This window comes from Streptomyces sp. NPDC048258 (genome assembly GCF_043201995.1).
GTDB lineage: Bacteria > Actinomycetota > Actinomycetes > Streptomycetales > Streptomycetaceae > Streptomyces.
Map to the genome: position 1 here is coordinate 1 of NZ_JBICZH010000018.1, position 15,342 is coordinate 15,342.

The 15,342-nt window shown below is 72.9% G+C and carries 15 protein-coding genes; 8 read left to right on the forward strand and 7 right to left on the reverse strand.

Translation table 11 applies throughout. From position 1 onward, the window contains the following. The first annotated feature begins 194 nt into the window (after positions 1-194). The 6 genes from ACGFYQ_RS31585 (at position 195) to ACGFYQ_RS31610 (ending at position 4,494) form a co-directional block, all read left to right on the forward strand. Positions 195-545 (forward strand): tetratricopeptide repeat protein, encoded by a 351-nt coding sequence (locus ACGFYQ_RS31585; RefSeq protein ID WP_393749605.1) that lies wholly within the window; start codon positions 195-197, stop codon positions 543-545. A 101-nt stretch (positions 546-646) separates the two neighbouring features. Next, a complete protein-coding gene (locus ACGFYQ_RS31590; protein WP_393749737.1) occupies positions 647-1,840 on the forward strand; it encodes a methyltransferase in 1,194 nt (397 codons plus the stop codon). A gap of 28 nt (positions 1,841-1,868) precedes the next feature. Beyond that, the gene (locus tag ACGFYQ_RS31595) at positions 1,869-2,621 is read left to right on the forward strand and encodes a MerR family transcriptional regulator (RefSeq protein WP_393749606.1); all 753 of its coding nucleotides are present in this window, start codon (positions 1,869-1,871) and stop codon (positions 2,619-2,621) included. A gap of 108 nt (positions 2,622-2,729) precedes the next feature. Further along, positions 2,730-3,380, forward strand: a complete 651-nt coding sequence (locus ACGFYQ_RS31600) for a DUF6230 family protein (RefSeq protein ID WP_393749607.1) — start codon at positions 2,730-2,732, stop codon at positions 3,378-3,380. Continuing rightward, positions 3,371-3,829, forward strand: coding sequence for a DUF6114 domain-containing protein (locus tag ACGFYQ_RS31605; RefSeq protein ID WP_393749608.1), 459 nt, complete (start codon positions 3,371-3,373; stop codon positions 3,827-3,829). The genes ACGFYQ_RS31600 and ACGFYQ_RS31605 overlap by 10 nt, the downstream gene beginning before the upstream one ends. Next, positions 3,826-4,494 carry a hypothetical protein gene (locus ACGFYQ_RS31610; protein ID WP_393749609.1) on the forward strand — a complete coding sequence of 223 codons (669 nt, stop codon included), beginning with the start codon at positions 3,826-3,828 and terminating at the stop codon, positions 4,492-4,494. The genes ACGFYQ_RS31605 and ACGFYQ_RS31610 overlap by 4 nt, the downstream gene beginning before the upstream one ends. Before the next feature lie 77 nt (positions 4,495-4,571). On the opposite strand, the gene ACGFYQ_RS31615 is transcribed toward ACGFYQ_RS31610, so the two are convergent. Beyond that, positions 4,572-7,325: a penicillin acylase family protein gene (locus tag ACGFYQ_RS31615; RefSeq protein ID WP_393749610.1), complete on the reverse strand. Its 2,754-nt coding sequence runs from the start codon at positions 7,323-7,325 to the stop codon at positions 4,572-4,574. A 159-nt stretch (positions 7,326-7,484) separates the two neighbouring features. On the opposite strand from ACGFYQ_RS31615, the gene ACGFYQ_RS31620 reads away from it, so the two are divergent. Continuing rightward, entirely contained in the window at positions 7,485-7,787 is a 303-nt protein-coding gene (locus ACGFYQ_RS31620; RefSeq protein ID WP_393749611.1) for a DUF2087 domain-containing protein, read from the forward strand. Here the strand turns inward: ACGFYQ_RS31620 and ACGFYQ_RS31625 are convergent. Beyond that, entirely contained in the window at positions 7,760-8,527 is a 768-nt protein-coding gene (locus ACGFYQ_RS31625) for a metallophosphoesterase (RefSeq protein ID WP_393749612.1), read from the reverse strand. The two genes, ACGFYQ_RS31620 and ACGFYQ_RS31625, sit on opposite strands and share 28 nt — an antisense overlap. 196 nt (positions 8,528-8,723) lie before the next feature. Here ACGFYQ_RS31625 and ACGFYQ_RS31630 point away from each other — a divergent pair, with 196 nt between their 5' ends. Continuing rightward, the gene (locus tag ACGFYQ_RS31630) at positions 8,724-9,275 is read left to right on the forward strand and encodes a proline dehydrogenase (protein ID WP_393749613.1); all 552 of its coding nucleotides are present in this window, start codon (positions 8,724-8,726) and stop codon (positions 9,273-9,275) included. Between the two features lie 47 nt (positions 9,276-9,322). On the opposite strand, the gene ACGFYQ_RS31635 is transcribed toward ACGFYQ_RS31630, so the two are convergent. The 5 genes from ACGFYQ_RS31635 to ACGFYQ_RS31655 form a co-directional block, all read right to left on the reverse strand. Further along, positions 9,323-10,768 carry a dihydrolipoyl dehydrogenase family protein gene (locus ACGFYQ_RS31635; protein ID WP_393749614.1) on the reverse strand — a complete coding sequence of 482 codons (1,446 nt, stop codon included), beginning with the start codon at positions 10,766-10,768 and terminating at the stop codon, positions 9,323-9,325. A gap of 41 nt (positions 10,769-10,809) precedes the next feature. After that, positions 10,810-11,232: a thioredoxin family protein gene (locus tag ACGFYQ_RS31640; protein ID WP_393749615.1), complete on the reverse strand. Its 423-nt coding sequence runs from the start codon at positions 11,230-11,232 to the stop codon at positions 10,810-10,812. 62 nt (positions 11,233-11,294) lie between these two features. Further along, a complete protein-coding gene (locus tag ACGFYQ_RS31645; RefSeq protein ID WP_393749616.1) occupies positions 11,295-12,734 on the reverse strand; it encodes an aldehyde dehydrogenase family protein in 1,440 nt (479 codons plus the stop codon). A gap of 152 nt (positions 12,735-12,886) precedes the next feature. Further along, positions 12,887-14,086 carry a thiolase family protein gene (locus ACGFYQ_RS31650; protein ID WP_393749617.1) on the reverse strand — a complete coding sequence of 400 codons (1,200 nt, stop codon included), beginning with the start codon at positions 14,084-14,086 and terminating at the stop codon, positions 12,887-12,889. 172 nt (positions 14,087-14,258) lie between these two features. Next, on the reverse strand, positions 14,259-15,335 hold the full coding sequence (locus ACGFYQ_RS31655) for a LacI family DNA-binding transcriptional regulator (RefSeq protein ID WP_393749618.1): 1,077 nt from the start codon (positions 15,333-15,335) through the stop codon (positions 14,259-14,261). Positions 15,336-15,342: the final 7 nt, after the last annotated feature.

Here is a 15,342-nt window from a genome sequence, read left to right on the forward strand (position 1 = left end):
CAGCCACGAGATCATTCTGGCCATCCAATGCCGTCCGGCGCAGCAAACCGAGCGACGCGTCGCGACAAGGCGAACGTTGCCTGATGCGGCACTAGCTCCGAGGCGGGGGCCGTGCGGGGTGGAATGTTCCGCCGCCGGGACGTGTTGGAGGCTCCGGACACACCAGCTGAACGCGGAACCGCGGAAGGGACGCGATGAACACGCCGACGACGTACTTCGAGCACGGGACGGCGGCCGAGCGCTGGGCGCGGGCCCAGCTCTTCTTCGACGCGAAGGAGTACGCGACGGCCGCTCGCATCCTGGAATCGCTCGCGAGCGAGGCCCCGGAGCAGCTGGCGCCGCGTCTGCTGCTGGCACGCGCCTACTACCACTCCGCCCAGCTCTCGCGCGCCGAGCGCGAGCTCCGCGCCATCCTGGAGCGCTGGCCGGTGGAGGACTACGCGCAGCTGCTGCTCGGTCGCACGCTGGAGCGGAGCGGCCGGGCCGCCGAGGCCCGTCCTTACCTGCGGATGGCCGCCGCGATGGCCGGGGAGTTCCCCGAGTAGGGCCGGTCGGCCGCGGTCCCGGCGCCGGTCAGGGGTCGGCCCGGCCCCGTCCGTGCAGGGCCGGGCTCCGGCTCGGCTAGCCTGGGTCCCATATGAACCGCCTGACCACGCCTTTCGGCACCTACGAGCTCACCCGCTTCCCCGAGGACCCGCGCGACCGGCTCCGCGCCTGGGACGCCGCCGACGAGTACCTGCTGCGCCACCTCGACTCCGGTACCGGGGAGCGCGGGCCGGTGGACCTGGCCGGCGCCGGGCAGATCACCGTGCTCGGGGACCGCTGGGGGACGCTGACGACGGCGCTCGCCGCGTACCGGCCGACGCAGATCACCGACTCCTCCCTCACCCGCTCCGCCACCGCGGCGAACCTCGACCGGAACGGGATCGGGACGTCGAAGTCGACGGTGACGCTGCTGACCACGCAGGATCCGCCGCCCGAGCGGATCGACGTCCTGCTGGTGCGCGTACCGAAGAGCCTGGCGCTGCTGGAGGACCAGCTGTACCGGCTGGCCCCGCACGTGCACGCGGGCACCGTGGTCGTCGGCACCGGCATGGTCAAGGAGATCCACACCTCCACGCTGCGGCTCTTCGAGCGGATCCTGGGCCCGACGAAGACCTCGCTCGCCGAGAAGAAGGCGCGGCTGATCTTCTGTACGCCGGGCACCCCCGGGGCCGTGCACCCGACGAGTGCCGGGCCGTGGCCGCTGACGTACACGGTGGACGAGGACGCGGGGTCGGGCTCCGGCCTGACCGTCGTGAACCACGCCGGGATCTTCTGCGCCGACCGGCTCGACGTCGGCACCCGCTTCTTCCTGCAGAACCTGCCGACCAACACGGACGGCGCCCGGGTCGTGGACCTGGGCTGCGGCAACGGAGTCGTCGGCACGGCGGTCCAGGTCGCCGACCCGGACGCCGAGGTCGTCTTCACGGACGAGTCCTACCAGGCGGTCGCCTCGGCGCAGGCCACGTACCGGGCGAACGTCCGCGAGGGCCGGCGGACCGCCGAGTTCCTCGTCGGCGACGGGGTGGCGATGCTGCCCCCGGGCTCCGTCGACCTGGTACTGAGCAACCCGCCCTTCCACTCCCACCAGGCCACGACGGACGCGACGGCGCTGCGGATGTTCGCCCAGTCGCGCAAGGCGCTGCGGCCCGGCGGCGAGCTGTGGATCGTCGCCAACCGGCACATGGGGTACCACACCCACCTGCGCCGGCTGTTCGGCAACAGCGAAGTCGTCGCGAGCGAACCGAAGTTCGTGGTGCTGCGCGCGGTCAAGCAAGACCGCCCGCGCCCTATGTGACCTGCCAGTACGTCCTACACTCGGCCGCGTGAGCAGCCAGGTGGAGGACGGGAACGGCGGCGGGCGCTACCGCCGCGAGGACGTGGCCCGGGCGGCCGGCGTCAAGGTGCGCAACCTGCGCTACTACCAGGAGCGCGGGCTGCTGCCGCCGCCGCGCCGGGAGGGCCGGATCGCCTGGTACTCCGACGATCACCTGACGCGGCTGCGGCTGATCAGCGACCTGCTGGGGCGCGGCTACACGGTCAACGGCATCGCCGAGCTCCTGCACGCCTGGGAGGACGGCGGCGGCCTGTCGCAACTGCTGGGCCTGGAACGGGAGATGACCCGGGACTGGGTGCAGGAGGAGCCGATCACGATGACCCGGGCCGAGCTGCGGGAGCTGTTCGGCCCCACGGCCACCGCCGAGGACACCCGGCGGGCGGCCGAGTTGGGGTACGTGACGGTCGACGGGGACCTCGTCACCCACCCGAGCCGGCGCCTGCTGGACGCGACGCTGGCGCTGGTGCGGCAGGGGGTGCCGATGGCCGAGATCCTGGACGCCGGGGAGTTCGCACAGGCGCAGGCGGCCGCGCTCGCGGACCGGTTCGTCGGACTGTTCCGGCGGCATGTGATCGGTGCGCAAGGGCTGGAGCGGCTTTCGGCCACGCAGCTCCAGCACATCACGGCGGCGGTGGCGGCGCTGCGGCCGGTGGCGGGTGAGGTCGTGGCCACGGAGTTCGCGCGGGCGATGGCGCGCCGGGTGGAAGCCGAGGTCGCCGAACTGCTGCGTACGGAGCAGTAGGAGTCGGCCGAAACGGTGCGCTCGCACAACCTTGCCAACCACCATTGGCACTCTTACATTCAACTCGTCGGTAACAACGGTGCACAGCCGAAGTTAAGGGACGATCTCATGGCAGATTCCCCCAAGTTACCCGAATCCCCCGGCGGCGCCAGCGGCCCGGGACCAGGCGACGGCCGCGTCCGCTGGCGCAGGTTCGCGGTCCTGACCGTCCCCGCCGTCGCCGTCACCGCCGGTCTCGGCATCGCCCTCGCGCAGGGCGCGCTCGCCGCCTCCTTCGCCGTCTCGGGGCAGCAGTTCAAGGTGTCGGCGAAGAGCCTGGAGGGCGAGGGCTTCGCCCAGTACGGCAGCGTCGACGTCAACGCCCGCGAGGAGCTCATCCCGGTGGCGGTCACCGCCATCCGGGAGGCCAAACTCAACAGCCTGTGCCAGTCGGTGGTCACCTCGCTCCCGGTGATCGGGGACATCTCGCTCAACCTGACGGCCGGCCAGAAGAAGCCCGTCGAGGCGAGCAATCTGTTCGTCGACGCGACGCAGCTCTCCGGCGACGCGGTCTTCACCAACATCGAGATCGGCCGCGACGCCTCCACGCTCGACAAGGGTCCGGCCGACGCGCAGGGGATGCAGGACCTCTTCGCCCAGCAGGCGGACAGGGTCAGCATCACCGATCTGCAGCAGACGGCCTGGGCGACGAACGCCGGCACCTTCAAGCTCTCCGGGCTCAGCATGAACATCAGCAAGGGCAAGAAGGAATGCTTCTGACCCGCTGGCGGCGGTGGCGGCGCAGCAGGCCGTTCTGGGGCGGGCTGTTCGCGGTCCTGGCCGGGGCGTGGATCTGCGTCCTGCCGCTGGCACCACTGAAGATCATGCTCCAGCAGGGGGTGGCGGGGATCCCGTCCGTCCTGATGGGGATCGTCATGATCGTGCTCGGGCTCACGGCCTGGTTCGCGCCTCCGCAGCGCAGCCTGGCCGGTGTCCTCACCACGCTGATCGCGACGGCGGCCCTGGTCCTGTCGAACCTGGGCGGCTTCCTGATCGGCACCCTGCTCGGCATTCTCGGCGGCGGCCTGATGTTCGCCTGGCAGCCGTCCGCCGCACCTGCTCCGGCACCCGCACCCACACCCACACCCACACCGGTACCCACGCCCTCCCCCGCTCCCCCCACCGCGGTCCCCACGCCGCACTCCGATCCCCAAGGAGCACAGCCATGAGCCGTACGCGCACCGCGCTCGCCCTCGGGATGGCCGCCGCGGCGGCCCTGTCGGTGGCCTCGGCCACCGCCACCGCCTCCGCCTCCCCCTCCGCCGCGCCCTTACCGCTGGCCGGGTCGACCACCGTCACCCCGGCCGGACACTCCTTCAAGGCCACCCTCAGCGGGAAGGCCACCTTCAAGGCCGGCTCGGTGACGGTGACCTGTACGGTCTCCGTCGCCACCGGTACGGTGCCTGCCGCCCCCGGCAACACCAACCCGGCCGGGCCGGTCTCCTCGCCGATCTCGCCGCCCACGTACAGCTCGTGCACCTCCAGCATGTGGGGCGTGACCCCCACGGTCACCACCAGCGGCTCCTGGTCGGTGTCGATGCAGAACGGCGCCCCGGCCACCGCCACCATGACCGTGCCGGTCGGCGGGCTCGTCGTGCACACCACGGGCCTGGCCACCTGCACGGTGACCGCCGCCCCGGCGACCGCCGCCAATGTGCCCGGGAGCTGGACGAACGGCGCCCCGTCGAGCCTGACCTTCACCAACGCATCGGTGCCGGTCACGGTCACCGGCGGGTTCGGCTGCCCGACGAGCGCGACCACGTCCACCTTCAACGCCGTCTACCTGGTCAGCGACACCACCGACCCGGCGCAGCAGATCACCGTCGGCCCCTGACACGACGGCCCACGCCAGTGGCCCGCTGCCCCGGACAACATCTCCGGGGCAGCGGGCCACATGGCGTTGCGGCGAGCTCAGCGGTGGGCCGGGAACTCCACCACCTGCTGATACGTGGGCCTGTTCTGCCAGTTGATCTGCGGATGGCTCAGCCCGCCGACCGGGCGCTGCACGATCGAGTCCGCGCACCACTGGTTGCCGGCCGCGCAGGTCCCGTCGGCCGGGTACACGGCCGCGGGGGTGGCCGCGGCCGCCTGCTTGAGCGTGGCGGTCATGGCTTCGCGGCACGCGGCGAGCGAGCCGCCGCCGCAGTACACCTGGGACGGCGGATCGGCCACGGGCCGTCCGAGGACCATGCGCAGGTCCTCGTCCGAGTAGCTCCACCAGCCGTACTGGAAGGCCGACCCGGCGTGTGAACCCGTGGGCCCGTGGCCCGCGTTGGGAGCCTCGTCGACGCTCAGCGAGGCGCGCAGGGCGTCGTACAGCGGGGCGCCGAGGCCGGGCTCGAACTCCGCCTCGATCAGCAGCGGCCACCAGGCGTCCATGATCCGGACGGCGTCCGCGTGCGCGTACGTCTTCGAACCCTGGGCGGTCTCCTTGCGCTTGGTGCCGCTCGCCTGCCACGCGGCCAGCTTGTCGATCGCCGCGGTCACCGCCGGATCCGTGCTGGGCGCGCTGCGCAGGACGGCCAGGAGCTCGGGCAGCAGGTTCTCGGCGCGCAGGTCGGTGACGGCGGCCTCGGCCATGGCCTGGGTGAGCTTGGCCCGGGTCACCCCGCCCGCCGCGACGAGCGGTTTGACCCGGCGGTCGAGGAGGTCGCCGCGGTGGACGGCGCCCATCCCGAAGCCGGCCGCGCTGTAGTCCTTGGCCTGCTTGTTGTTCCAACTGACGTAGTAATCCTGGCCGATGGACTGCGGGTGCTCGGCGGGCGGGGTGTAGGCGGCGGTGTTCGCGGCGGGGTCGAAGCCCTGCCACTCGTACGCCTGCCTGGCGTGCACGGGCAGGGCCGCGTCCACGCCCGCGGGACGGACGGGGTTCAACCCGCTGTTGTAGTAGGCGGCTTCGCGCGAGTCGGCGTAGAACCAGTTGAAGGCGTAGCCGATGTGCTCGGCCGCCTGCTGGAAGGTGCGGGCGTCCTTGACGTACGAAGGGTCGTTCAGCATCTGGAAGCCGATGATCGAGTCGGCCTCGTGGCGGTAGGTGGAGCGCAGCGCGGTGTAGGCGACGGGCTTGCCCGCGACGGCGGCGCGGTGGGTGACGATGCCGTAGTTCGTGCGCCAGACCTGCATCCGGTACGAGCCGTCGGGGGTCGGGTCGGCGACGGACTTCTTCCAGGCGTTGGTGTGCTCCAGCTTCTCCATGGGGGTGCAGGTGCCGCGGTAGAGGTAGGAGGTGCTCGCCTTCGTCGGCGCCCCGCCGCCGGGCTCGCACAGTTCGACGGCGAAGGTGTCGGTGATGTCCTGTCCGGCGGAGGTGGCGCTCCAGGCGTAGTCCTGGCCGCGGCCGAGCTGTACGTACATGCTGACGCCCGCGAAGGAGGCGCCGCGGGCGCTGATGCCGGGGCCCTGGAGTTCCTGGAGCATGAGGAGCTGGGGCGCGAGGTAGCCGGTCTGCGGTCCGAAGACGGCGAGCGGGTGGCCGCTCGCGGTGTGGGCGCCGGAGACGAGCAGGGCGTTGGACATGCTCTGCTTGACGGGCTTCGGCGGGTCGAGGGCCTCCGTGGCCGTCGCCGCGCCCGTGCGGTCGTACACGAGCTGTTCGGGGACCACGGAGTCGGTGTCCGGGAGCGCGGCGCCCTGGGGGATCGCGGGTTTCTGGGCGTACGGGAAGCTCGTACCGTCGTGGACGGTGAGCACGGCCTCTGGGTCGTTGCGCTGGCGGAAGGACTCCCAGACGCGGGTGCCCTCCTCCAGCCCGTACTTCTGCTGCGCGGACAGCAGGGACAGCGCGGCCTGCACCTCGCCGCCGCCTCCGCCGCCGAACAGGCCGCCGACGACGGAGGCGAGGGCGATCAGGTCGGTGATCTTGAAGGGCTGGATCTCACCGGCGTTGGTGACGGAGTCGATGTGGCCGGTGAGGACGTACTCGCCGGGGAAGTAGCGGCCGTTCTTGGACTGGGTGCGGTAGAGGTTGATGCCGTCGACGTAGGCCTGCGCGTCCTCCATCGCGAGGCGGCCGCGCTCGCCCCCGGTGGTGCGTATCCGGTCCACCTGGGCCTGGAGGTCGGCCTCGGTGTACGGCGCCTGCGGCCAGAACTGCTGCTCCAGGCCCTGGTTGGCGAGGGCGCCGCCCGCGAAGGGGGTCAGGTCGCCGCGTCCCACGTGCCGGAAGAGGTCCATCTGCCAGAGCCGGTCCTGGGCGGCGGCGTAGCCCGCGCCGAAGGAAGTGCCGTAGCGGCTGGTGCCCTTGATGTGGGGGACGCCGGTCTTCTTGTCGCGGGTGATGGTGACGTCGGGACGGGGACTGGCGGTCGACTCGACCTGGTCGGCCGGCACGCCGAAGGCCGCGTTGTTGAAGAAGTCGTTGACCTTGGCGTCGGTGAGGCCCGGGTAGCCGGCCACCAGGGAGTCGTAGCGCGCCAGTTGGTCGGAGGTGTGGGCGGGCATCGTGCCGAACGCCTTGTGCAGGAGGATCTGCGCGAGGGTGGCGTTGCCGTTCTGGCCGGGCGGCAGGATGTCCGAGCACTGGCCGCCGCAGTAGTCGGCGACGGGGAGCGGTACGGGGTCTGCGGGGGCGGCGGACGCGGGTGCGAGGGGGGAGAGCAGGGCCGCGGCGAGGGCGATCAGCCCGGTGGCGACGGCGGTTCTCAGGCGAGCGGTGGGACGTCGCATACGTGCTCCTCCGTGGGGGGCAGGAACCGGTCACGGGGAGGGTACTGGCGGGACTACCACTCAGTAAGATGAACGACCGTCACTTTTTGTGGAGTCGAGGAGCTCTCGCCCCGGAAATTGCGTTGCCCCGCGGGAGGGCGGCGGGTGAAGCTCGCGGACATGTCACAGAGCACCGAACAGCAACAGTCCTCCGGCCCGGCACGGCGGGACGTCTCCGACCTCTTCTCCGGCGGGCGCCTCGTCGCCATCCCGCGCAAGGCGGCCCGGCGGGAGCAGTTGCTCGCCCACCTCACCGAGACCCTGTTCGCGGTGGACCGGGAGTACACGGAGCCCGAGGTGAACGACGCGCTGCGCACGGTGCACGAGGACTGCTCGGCGCTGCGGCGCTATCTGATCACCTCGGGCCGTCTCACCCGGGCCCGGGACGGCAGTTGCTACCGGCGGGCGACGACCACGCGGTAGTGGGTCGTCAGCCGCCCGTCCTCGCCCAGTACGTGGAAGGCGACGGCGGGCGGCTCGTCGAGGTGGACGTGGTGGTCGGGCCCCGTCCGGATCTCCCAGGGGAGCCGGAGGGTGGAGACCACACCGGGCGCCACCAGCAGCGGGCGGCCGGCGAAGGTGGTCGCGGCCGCGGTGTGGGCGTGCCCGCACAGGAACGCGGTGAGGTGCGGGTGCCGTTCGGCGAGGGCCGCGAGCCGTTCCTCGTCGAACTGCCGGATCCCGTCGACGTACGGGGTGTGCAGCGGGACCGGCGGATGGTGGAAGGCGACCAGTACCGGGGTCTCGCGCGGGGTGTCGGTCAGTACGCCGTCCAGCCAGGCCAGCGTGGACTCCTCCAGCAGGCCGTGGTGCTCGCCGGGAACGGACGAGTCGCACACGGCGAGCACGAAGCCGTCACCGCGCAGCACCTGGTCGACCGGCGCCGCGGAAGCGCCGGCCCCCTCCTCCAACAGCCCCTGCCGGAAGGCGACCCGCTCGTCGTGGTTGCCTGGGCAGACGACCAGGGGGTGCCGCGAGCGCAGCAGCTTGGCGGCCTCCTCGTACTCGGCGGGGGCCGCGTGGTCGGCTATGTCGCCGCTCACCAGTACGGCGTCCAGGTCGTAGGGCAGGGCGTCGAGGTACTCCATGACGGCGCGGGTGCGCTCGGCGGCCCGCGGGGCGCCGTCGAGATGGATGTCGCTGAGATGGGCGATCACGATCACGGGCGATGCCTCTTTCGTCGCTGGTCCACACGTGTGTACGCCCCATTCAACACAGCGCGGAGCTCATGTGCCGCCATCCTGTGCCGAGTCGGCGGCCAGGCCGTGTCTTCCGGATCACGTCGGCCCGCACCCGTGGTGCACCGGCCCGACCGAGCCCGAAGGGTCGGGCTTGGCCGGGCCACGCCAAAATGGGCCCATGGATTCGGGACTTGCGGCGCTGGTCGGCGCCGCCATCGGCTCAGCGGCTTCTCTGGGGGCGGCGTTCGTGAGCGGGCGTGTGCAAGCACGTTCCCAGCATGCGCAATGGCGCCGGCAGGTCCGCCGGGACGCCTACACCCAGTACCTCACCGCACTGCACGCCCGCGACGTCGCCTTGGACGAAGTCCTGCGCGCCCTCGGTCCTGATGCCCACGCCCTGCACACGGTCGACGAGCGCGTCCGGGATTTCGTGAGCCTGGCCCGCCAGGTCCACCGCTCCGCAGAGGTCGTCCTCCTCGAAGGGCCCGCGTCCATGGCCGACGCGGTGTCCCGTGTCTCCGACGCGTCGGCCGCCCTCTCCGAGGTGATGCGCACCATGGTCGCGCGTGCTCAGGAGGGAGACACCTCCCGGTACCGGGAGGACTCCGCCCTCGCCTCCGAGCGTTCCGCCGCCCTGTGGGATGCCGTAGGCCGGCTCCGCCTTGCGGGCCGGGAAGTCCTCGACGGCGGCAGCGGCCGACAGCGCCCCCGCGCTGTCCGCGGCAGCTGATCGATGACGGGACAGGCGGTCTGCTGCGGGCGGCACGAGCCCGCCGGCTATCCCCGGTACGTCTCCAGCAGGCGCAGCCAGATCTCGCTGATCGTGGGGAATGCCGGGACCGCGTGCCACAGCCGGGCGATCGGCACCTCCCCCGCCACCGCGACGGTGGCCGCGTGGAGCAGCTCTGCGGCGCCCGGGCCGACGAAAGTGGCCCCGAGCAGGACCTCGCGGTCCAGGTCGACGATCATCCGGGCCCGGCCGCGGTAGCCGTCGGCGTAGAGCCCGGCGCCGGAGACCTTGGACAGGTCGTAGTCGACGGCGCGCACCCGGTGGCCCGCCCGTTCGGCCTCGGCCAGGCCGAGGCCCACCGCGGCGGCCTCCGGGTCGGTGAAGACCACCTGCGGGACGGCCCGCGTGTCGGCGGTCGCCGCGTGCGCGCCCCAGGGCGCGGTGTCGGGCGAGGCGGTGTCGGGCGAAGCGGTGCCGGCCGCGCGGGCGGCGATGGCGGCGCCCGCGATCCGGGCCTGGTACTTGCCCTGGTGGGTCAGGAGCGCGCGGTGGTTGACGTCCCCGACGGCATACAGCCAGTCGTGCCCGGGCACCCGGCAGCTGTCGTCGACCCCGATCCACTCCCCCGCGGGCAGGCCGACGGTGTCCAGCCCGATGTCCTCGGTCCGCGGCGAACGGCCCGTCGCCATCAGCAGTTCGTCGCCCTCCAGCATCTCGCCGCCCTCCAGCACCACCGTGACGGGGCCGGTGGAGCCGTCCCGTACGACCGCCTCGACGGACACGCCCGTACGGACCACCGCGCCCGCCTCGCGCAGCGCGTCGGCGACCAGCTCGCCCGCGAAGGGCTCCATCCGCGGCAGCAGCCGTGGTCCGCGTACGAGTACGGTGACCTGCGATCCGAGGGCCTGCCACGCCGTGGCCATCTCGGCGGCGACCACCGAACCGCCCACGATCAGCAGCCTGCCGGGCGCCTCCTGGGCGGACGTCGCCTCCCGGCTGGTCCAGGGACGGGCACCGGCGAGCCCGGGCACGTCGGGGATCACGGCCCGGGTGCCGGTGGCGACCACCACCGCGTGGCGGGCGGCCAGCACGTGGTGCTCGCCCTCGGGGCTGGTGACGGCGACCTTGCGGACCCCGTAGAGCCTGCCGTGGCCCCGGTACACATGGGCGCCGATCGAGTCGAGCCAGTCGATCTGGCCCGCGTCCTTCCAGTTCCCGGTCCAGTAGTCGCGGTGCGCGAACACCGCCGCCGTGTCCAGCGGGCCCTCGACGGCGCCCGCCAGCCCCGGCACCCGGCGGGCGTCGGCCCGGGCCAGCACCGGGCGCAGCAGCGCCTTGCTGGGGACGCAGGCCCAGTACGAGCACTCCCCGCCCACGAGCTCGCTCTCCACGAGGGCGGTACTCAGCCCGGCGGCGCGGGTCCGGTCGACGATGTTCTCGCCTGCCGGTCCCCCGCCGAGCACCACGACGTCGTACTCCACGGCTTCGGTCATACGGATCAGTGTCACCGCCCGCCGGGGGTGGCGTCACGCAATCAGGCCTCCGGCGTGCCGGGTTCCCGCGCACCGGGATCCTGCGCGCCGCCGTCCTGCGCGCCCTTCTGCTCGGCGGCGATCTTGGCGCGCACCTCGTCCATGTCGAGGGCGCGCGCCTGCCCGATCAGGTCCGTCAGCGCCGGCTCCGGCAGGGCGCCGGGCTGGGCGAAGATGGCCACCTGGTCCCGGACGATCATCAGGGTCGGGATCGAGGTGATCTGGAACGCGCTCGCCAGCTCCTGCTGCGCCTCGGTGTCCACCTTGGCGAAGACCAGGTCCGGGTGGGCCTCCGAGGCCTTCTCGTAGACGGGGGCGAACTGCAGGCACGGCCGGCACCAGCCCGCCCAGAAGTCGATCAGCACGAACGGGTTCTCGCTGACCGTCTGGTCGAAGTTTTCCTTGGTGAGCTCGACTGTAGCCACGGTTTCCAGACCTCCTGATTGAGCCGTCTGCTCCTTGAACGAACGACCTGCCGTCCGCATTCCTAGAAAGGATGGCCTGCGGGCGTGGCGCGGGTCGTGGTCCAGCGCAGTTCCGTGAACGCGTCCAGGTTCGCCTCGCCGCCGAAACGGGCACCGGTGCCGGAGGCGCCCACACCGCCGAACGGGGCGACGGCCTCGTCGTTGACCGTCTGGTCGTTGATGTGCGCGATCCCGGTCGGGATCCGCTCGGCCAGGTCCAGCCCGCGCGCCGCGTCCCTGGTCACGATCCCGAGGGAGAGGCCGTACGGACCCGCCGAGGCCAGGGCCACCGCCTCCTCCTCCGTCGAGAAGGAGCGTACGGGCGCGACCGGGCCGAAGACCTCCTCCGCGTAGGCGGGGGTGTCGTCGGCGACGCTCGCCAGCACGGTCGGGCGGTAGAAGAGGTCCTGGTGGGTGCCGCCCGCCACGAGCTTGGCGCCCTGTCCGGTGCTTGCCTCCACCAGGGCGTGTACGCGCTCCAGCTGAGCCCGGTCGATCAGCGGGCCCAGGTGGACCTGCTCGCGGTACGGGTCCCCCACCACCAGGGCCTCGGCGCGTACGGCGAGGCGCTCCACGTACTCGTCGTAGAGCGAGGCATGTACGAGGTGGCGTCCGGCGGTCATGCAGATCTGGCCCTGGTGGAAGAAGGAACCCCAGGAGGCCTGGGCCACGGCGGCCTCGACATCGGCGTCGCGGAGCACGACGAGGGCGGAGTTGCCGCCCAACTCCAGGTGGGCGCGGGTGAGGTGACGGCCCGCCAGCTCGCCGACCGACCGGCCCGCGGCGGTGGATCCGGTGAAGGAGACCACCCGGACCCGGGGGTCGGCGACCACCGCGGCTCCGGTCTCGGCGCCGCCCGGCAGGACGTGCAGCAGCCCACCAGGCAGACCGGCCGCGGCGAACACGGCGGCCAGGGCGAGGCCGCCGCAGACGGCGGTGCGCCGGTCAGGCTTGAGGAGCACCGCGTTACCGAGGGCCAGCGCGGGTGCGACGGAGCGGATCGCGAGGATCAGCGGGGCGTTGAACGGGGCCACGACCCCCACCACCCCGGCCGGCACCCGCCGGGTGAAGGACAGCCGGGGCGCCTCGCTCGGCAGCACCTGCCCGGTGGGGCGCGAGGCCAGCGCGGCGGCCTCGTAGCACTCCTGCGCGGCGACGTGCAGCTCGAAGTCCGCCTTGCCCGGTATCGAGCCGGACTCCCTCACCAGCCACTCCCGCAGCTCCTCGGCGTGCGCGGCGAAGAGGTCCCCGGCGCGGCGCAGCACGGCCGCCCGCTCCAGGTGGGTGGCGCGCGCCCAGTCGCGCTGCGCGGCCTGGGCCCGTACGGCGACCTCCGCGACGTCGGCGGGCGCGGCCAGGTCGATGGTGGCGAGGGTGCGGCCGGTGGCGGGTTCGACGACCGCGGCGGCGCCGCCGGTGAGGGTGGGTCCGTCCTGCCAGAGCGTCGGATCGAGGAGCGGCATGGCGCGGGGCCTCCGGGTGGGGATGGGCGGGGCGGGGGGGCGGCAGCACGCGCCATCGTGCCAGACCGGAGGCACCACTTCTGTTCAGTTATTGGGCAGTTGGCAAGGGACCGTGTCCGGAAACGATCGACGGCCGCAGGCCGGCGGTGGGTTCAGCGCTCCAGGACGAGCGCGATGCCCTGCCCCACTCCGATGCACAGCGCCGCCATGCCGGTACCGGAGCCCGCCGCCGCCAGCTGGTGCGCGACCGAGCCGGCCAGCCGGGCCCCCGACGCGCCGAGCGGGTGACCGATCGCGATGGCCCCGCCCCGCGGGTTGACCACGGCCGGGTCGAGCTCCGGCCAGGACGCCAGGCAGCCCAACGCCTGGGCGGCGAAAGCCTCGTTGAGCTCGAAGGTGGTGAGATCGGCGAAACCGCGGCCGGCCTTGCCGAGCGCCCGCTGGACGGCGTCCACGGGGCCCAGGCCGAAGAGCTGGGGCTCGATCCCGGTGACGGCGGAGGCACTGATCCGGGCGAGCGGCTCCCGGCCGGTGGCGGCCAGCCCCGCCGCGTCCGTCAACAGCAGTGCGGCGGCGCCGTCGTTGAGCGGCGAGGCGTTCCCGGCCGTGACCGTGCCGCTGCCGTCCGTCCGGAAGGCGGGCTTGAGCCGGGCCAGCGCCTCGGGCGTGGAACCCTCCCGGATGCACTCGTCCCGCACCAGGTCCACACCCGCGTACGGCACGACCTCGTCCTCGTACAGCCCGGCGGCCCAGGCGGCCGCCGCCTTGCGGTGGCTCTCCAGGGCGAAGGCGTCCTGCGCCTCGCGGGTGATGCCGTGCTTGTCGGCCACGAGTTCGGCGCCCTCGCCGAGCGAGCCCGTCCACTCCGCGGGCATCCGCGGGTTGGTCATCCGCCAGCCGAGCGTGGTGGACCACATCTGCTGGTGGGCCGCGGGGAAGGTCCGTTCGGGCTTCTGCACCACCCAGGGGGCGCGGGTCATCGACTCGACGCCGCCCGCGATGGCGACGGAGGCATCGCCGAGCGCGATGGCGCGAGCGGCCTGGATCACGGCTTCGAGGCCGGATCCGCAGAGCCGGTTCACGGTGACCCCGGGGACGCTGACCGGGAGCCCGGCCAGCAGCACGGCCATCCGCGCGACGTCGCGGTTGTCCTCGCCCGCGCCGTTGGCGTCGCCGAACACGACGTCGTCGATGCGCGCCGGGTCGAGGTCGGGCGTACGGTCCACCAGCGCCCTCACCACGTGCGCGGCGAGATCGTCCGGCCGGACCCCGGCGAAGGCCCCGCCGAACTTGCCGATCGGGGTGCGGACGGCGTCGACGACGTAGACGTCGCGGACGGTGCGGATGCTCATGGGGTCGCTCCTGGGCGGATCCGTACGGGCGGTGGCGCATCGGTGCGTGTGTGGGCACCCCAAGACGCCGCCGGGCGCGCCCGGTGGGGCGCGCCCGCAGTCTCCGTCCGCAGGTCACCGCCTGTCAACGGCCCCCGAGGCCAGGTCCGGCTCCTGCGGGACTCCAGGACCGTCACGTCGACTCCCGGTGGACGGCCACGGCCGCCATCAGGTCGTGCCGCTCCGTGATCTCCGACGGCTCCCGCACCGCGCGGTCCACCAGCGACGCCAGGTGGTCACCGGTCGGCATCTCGATCTGCACCGTGCTCAGCCGGGGCCGCAGCAGCCGCCCGATGAGCAGGTCGTCGGCGCCGATGACGGCGACGTCCTCGGGGATGCGCAGCCCCTCGTCCTGGAAGGCGCGCATCAGCAGCATCGCGTATTCGTCGTTGTACGCGAACACCGCGTCGAGCCCGAGCCCGCGCCAGCGGGCGGCGAGCGCCGCGGCCGACTCCTCGGTGTAGGCCATCGGGAGGGGCTCGATCTCGGCCTCGGATCCGGCCCCGGATCCGGCCCCGGCCACCGCCACCGAGCGCGCGCCCGCCAGGCGGGGCGCGGAGAACAGTTCGAGCCCGTCCTCCTCGGGCACGATCACACCGATCCGCCGCCGGCCGCGCGCGACCAGATGGGCGGCGGCCCGGGCGCCGACCTCCTCCTGGTTCATGACCAGCGCGTGCGCCCCCGGCACGCCCACCGGGCCCATCGTTATCACCGCGCGGGCGCCGGCCCGCTTGAGGGTGGCGACGTTGCGCGCCGAGAGCGCGATCTCGCCCAGCGAGATCACCGCCACCGGACGCAGCTCCGCCCAGGCGCGCGCGGCCTCGTCACCGTCCAGGCCGAGGCTCCCGTACTGCACGACGGTGTAGTCGAGGCGGCGCAGCGCCCACTGGAGCTCGTTGAGGAAGGTGCTGTACAGCGGTCCGACGGGCACGTGCGAGGTGGGCAGCAGCACGATCCGGGTGTGTCCGGCGCGCAGGCTGCGGGCGGCCGCGTGCGGTACGTACCCGAGTTCCTCGGCGGCCTCGCGGACCTTGCGGCGGGTCGGCTCGCTGATGCGCACGGCTTCCGCGTTGTTCAGTACGTACGAGACCGTCGCGCGCGACACGCCCGCGAGGCGGGCCACGTCGGCGCTGGTCGGCACGGGGGGCGGCGGCGTGGGAGACCCGGAGGCCGGTGCCGGCGGCTTCGGCGATTTCGATGACTGTGACATTGCCGTG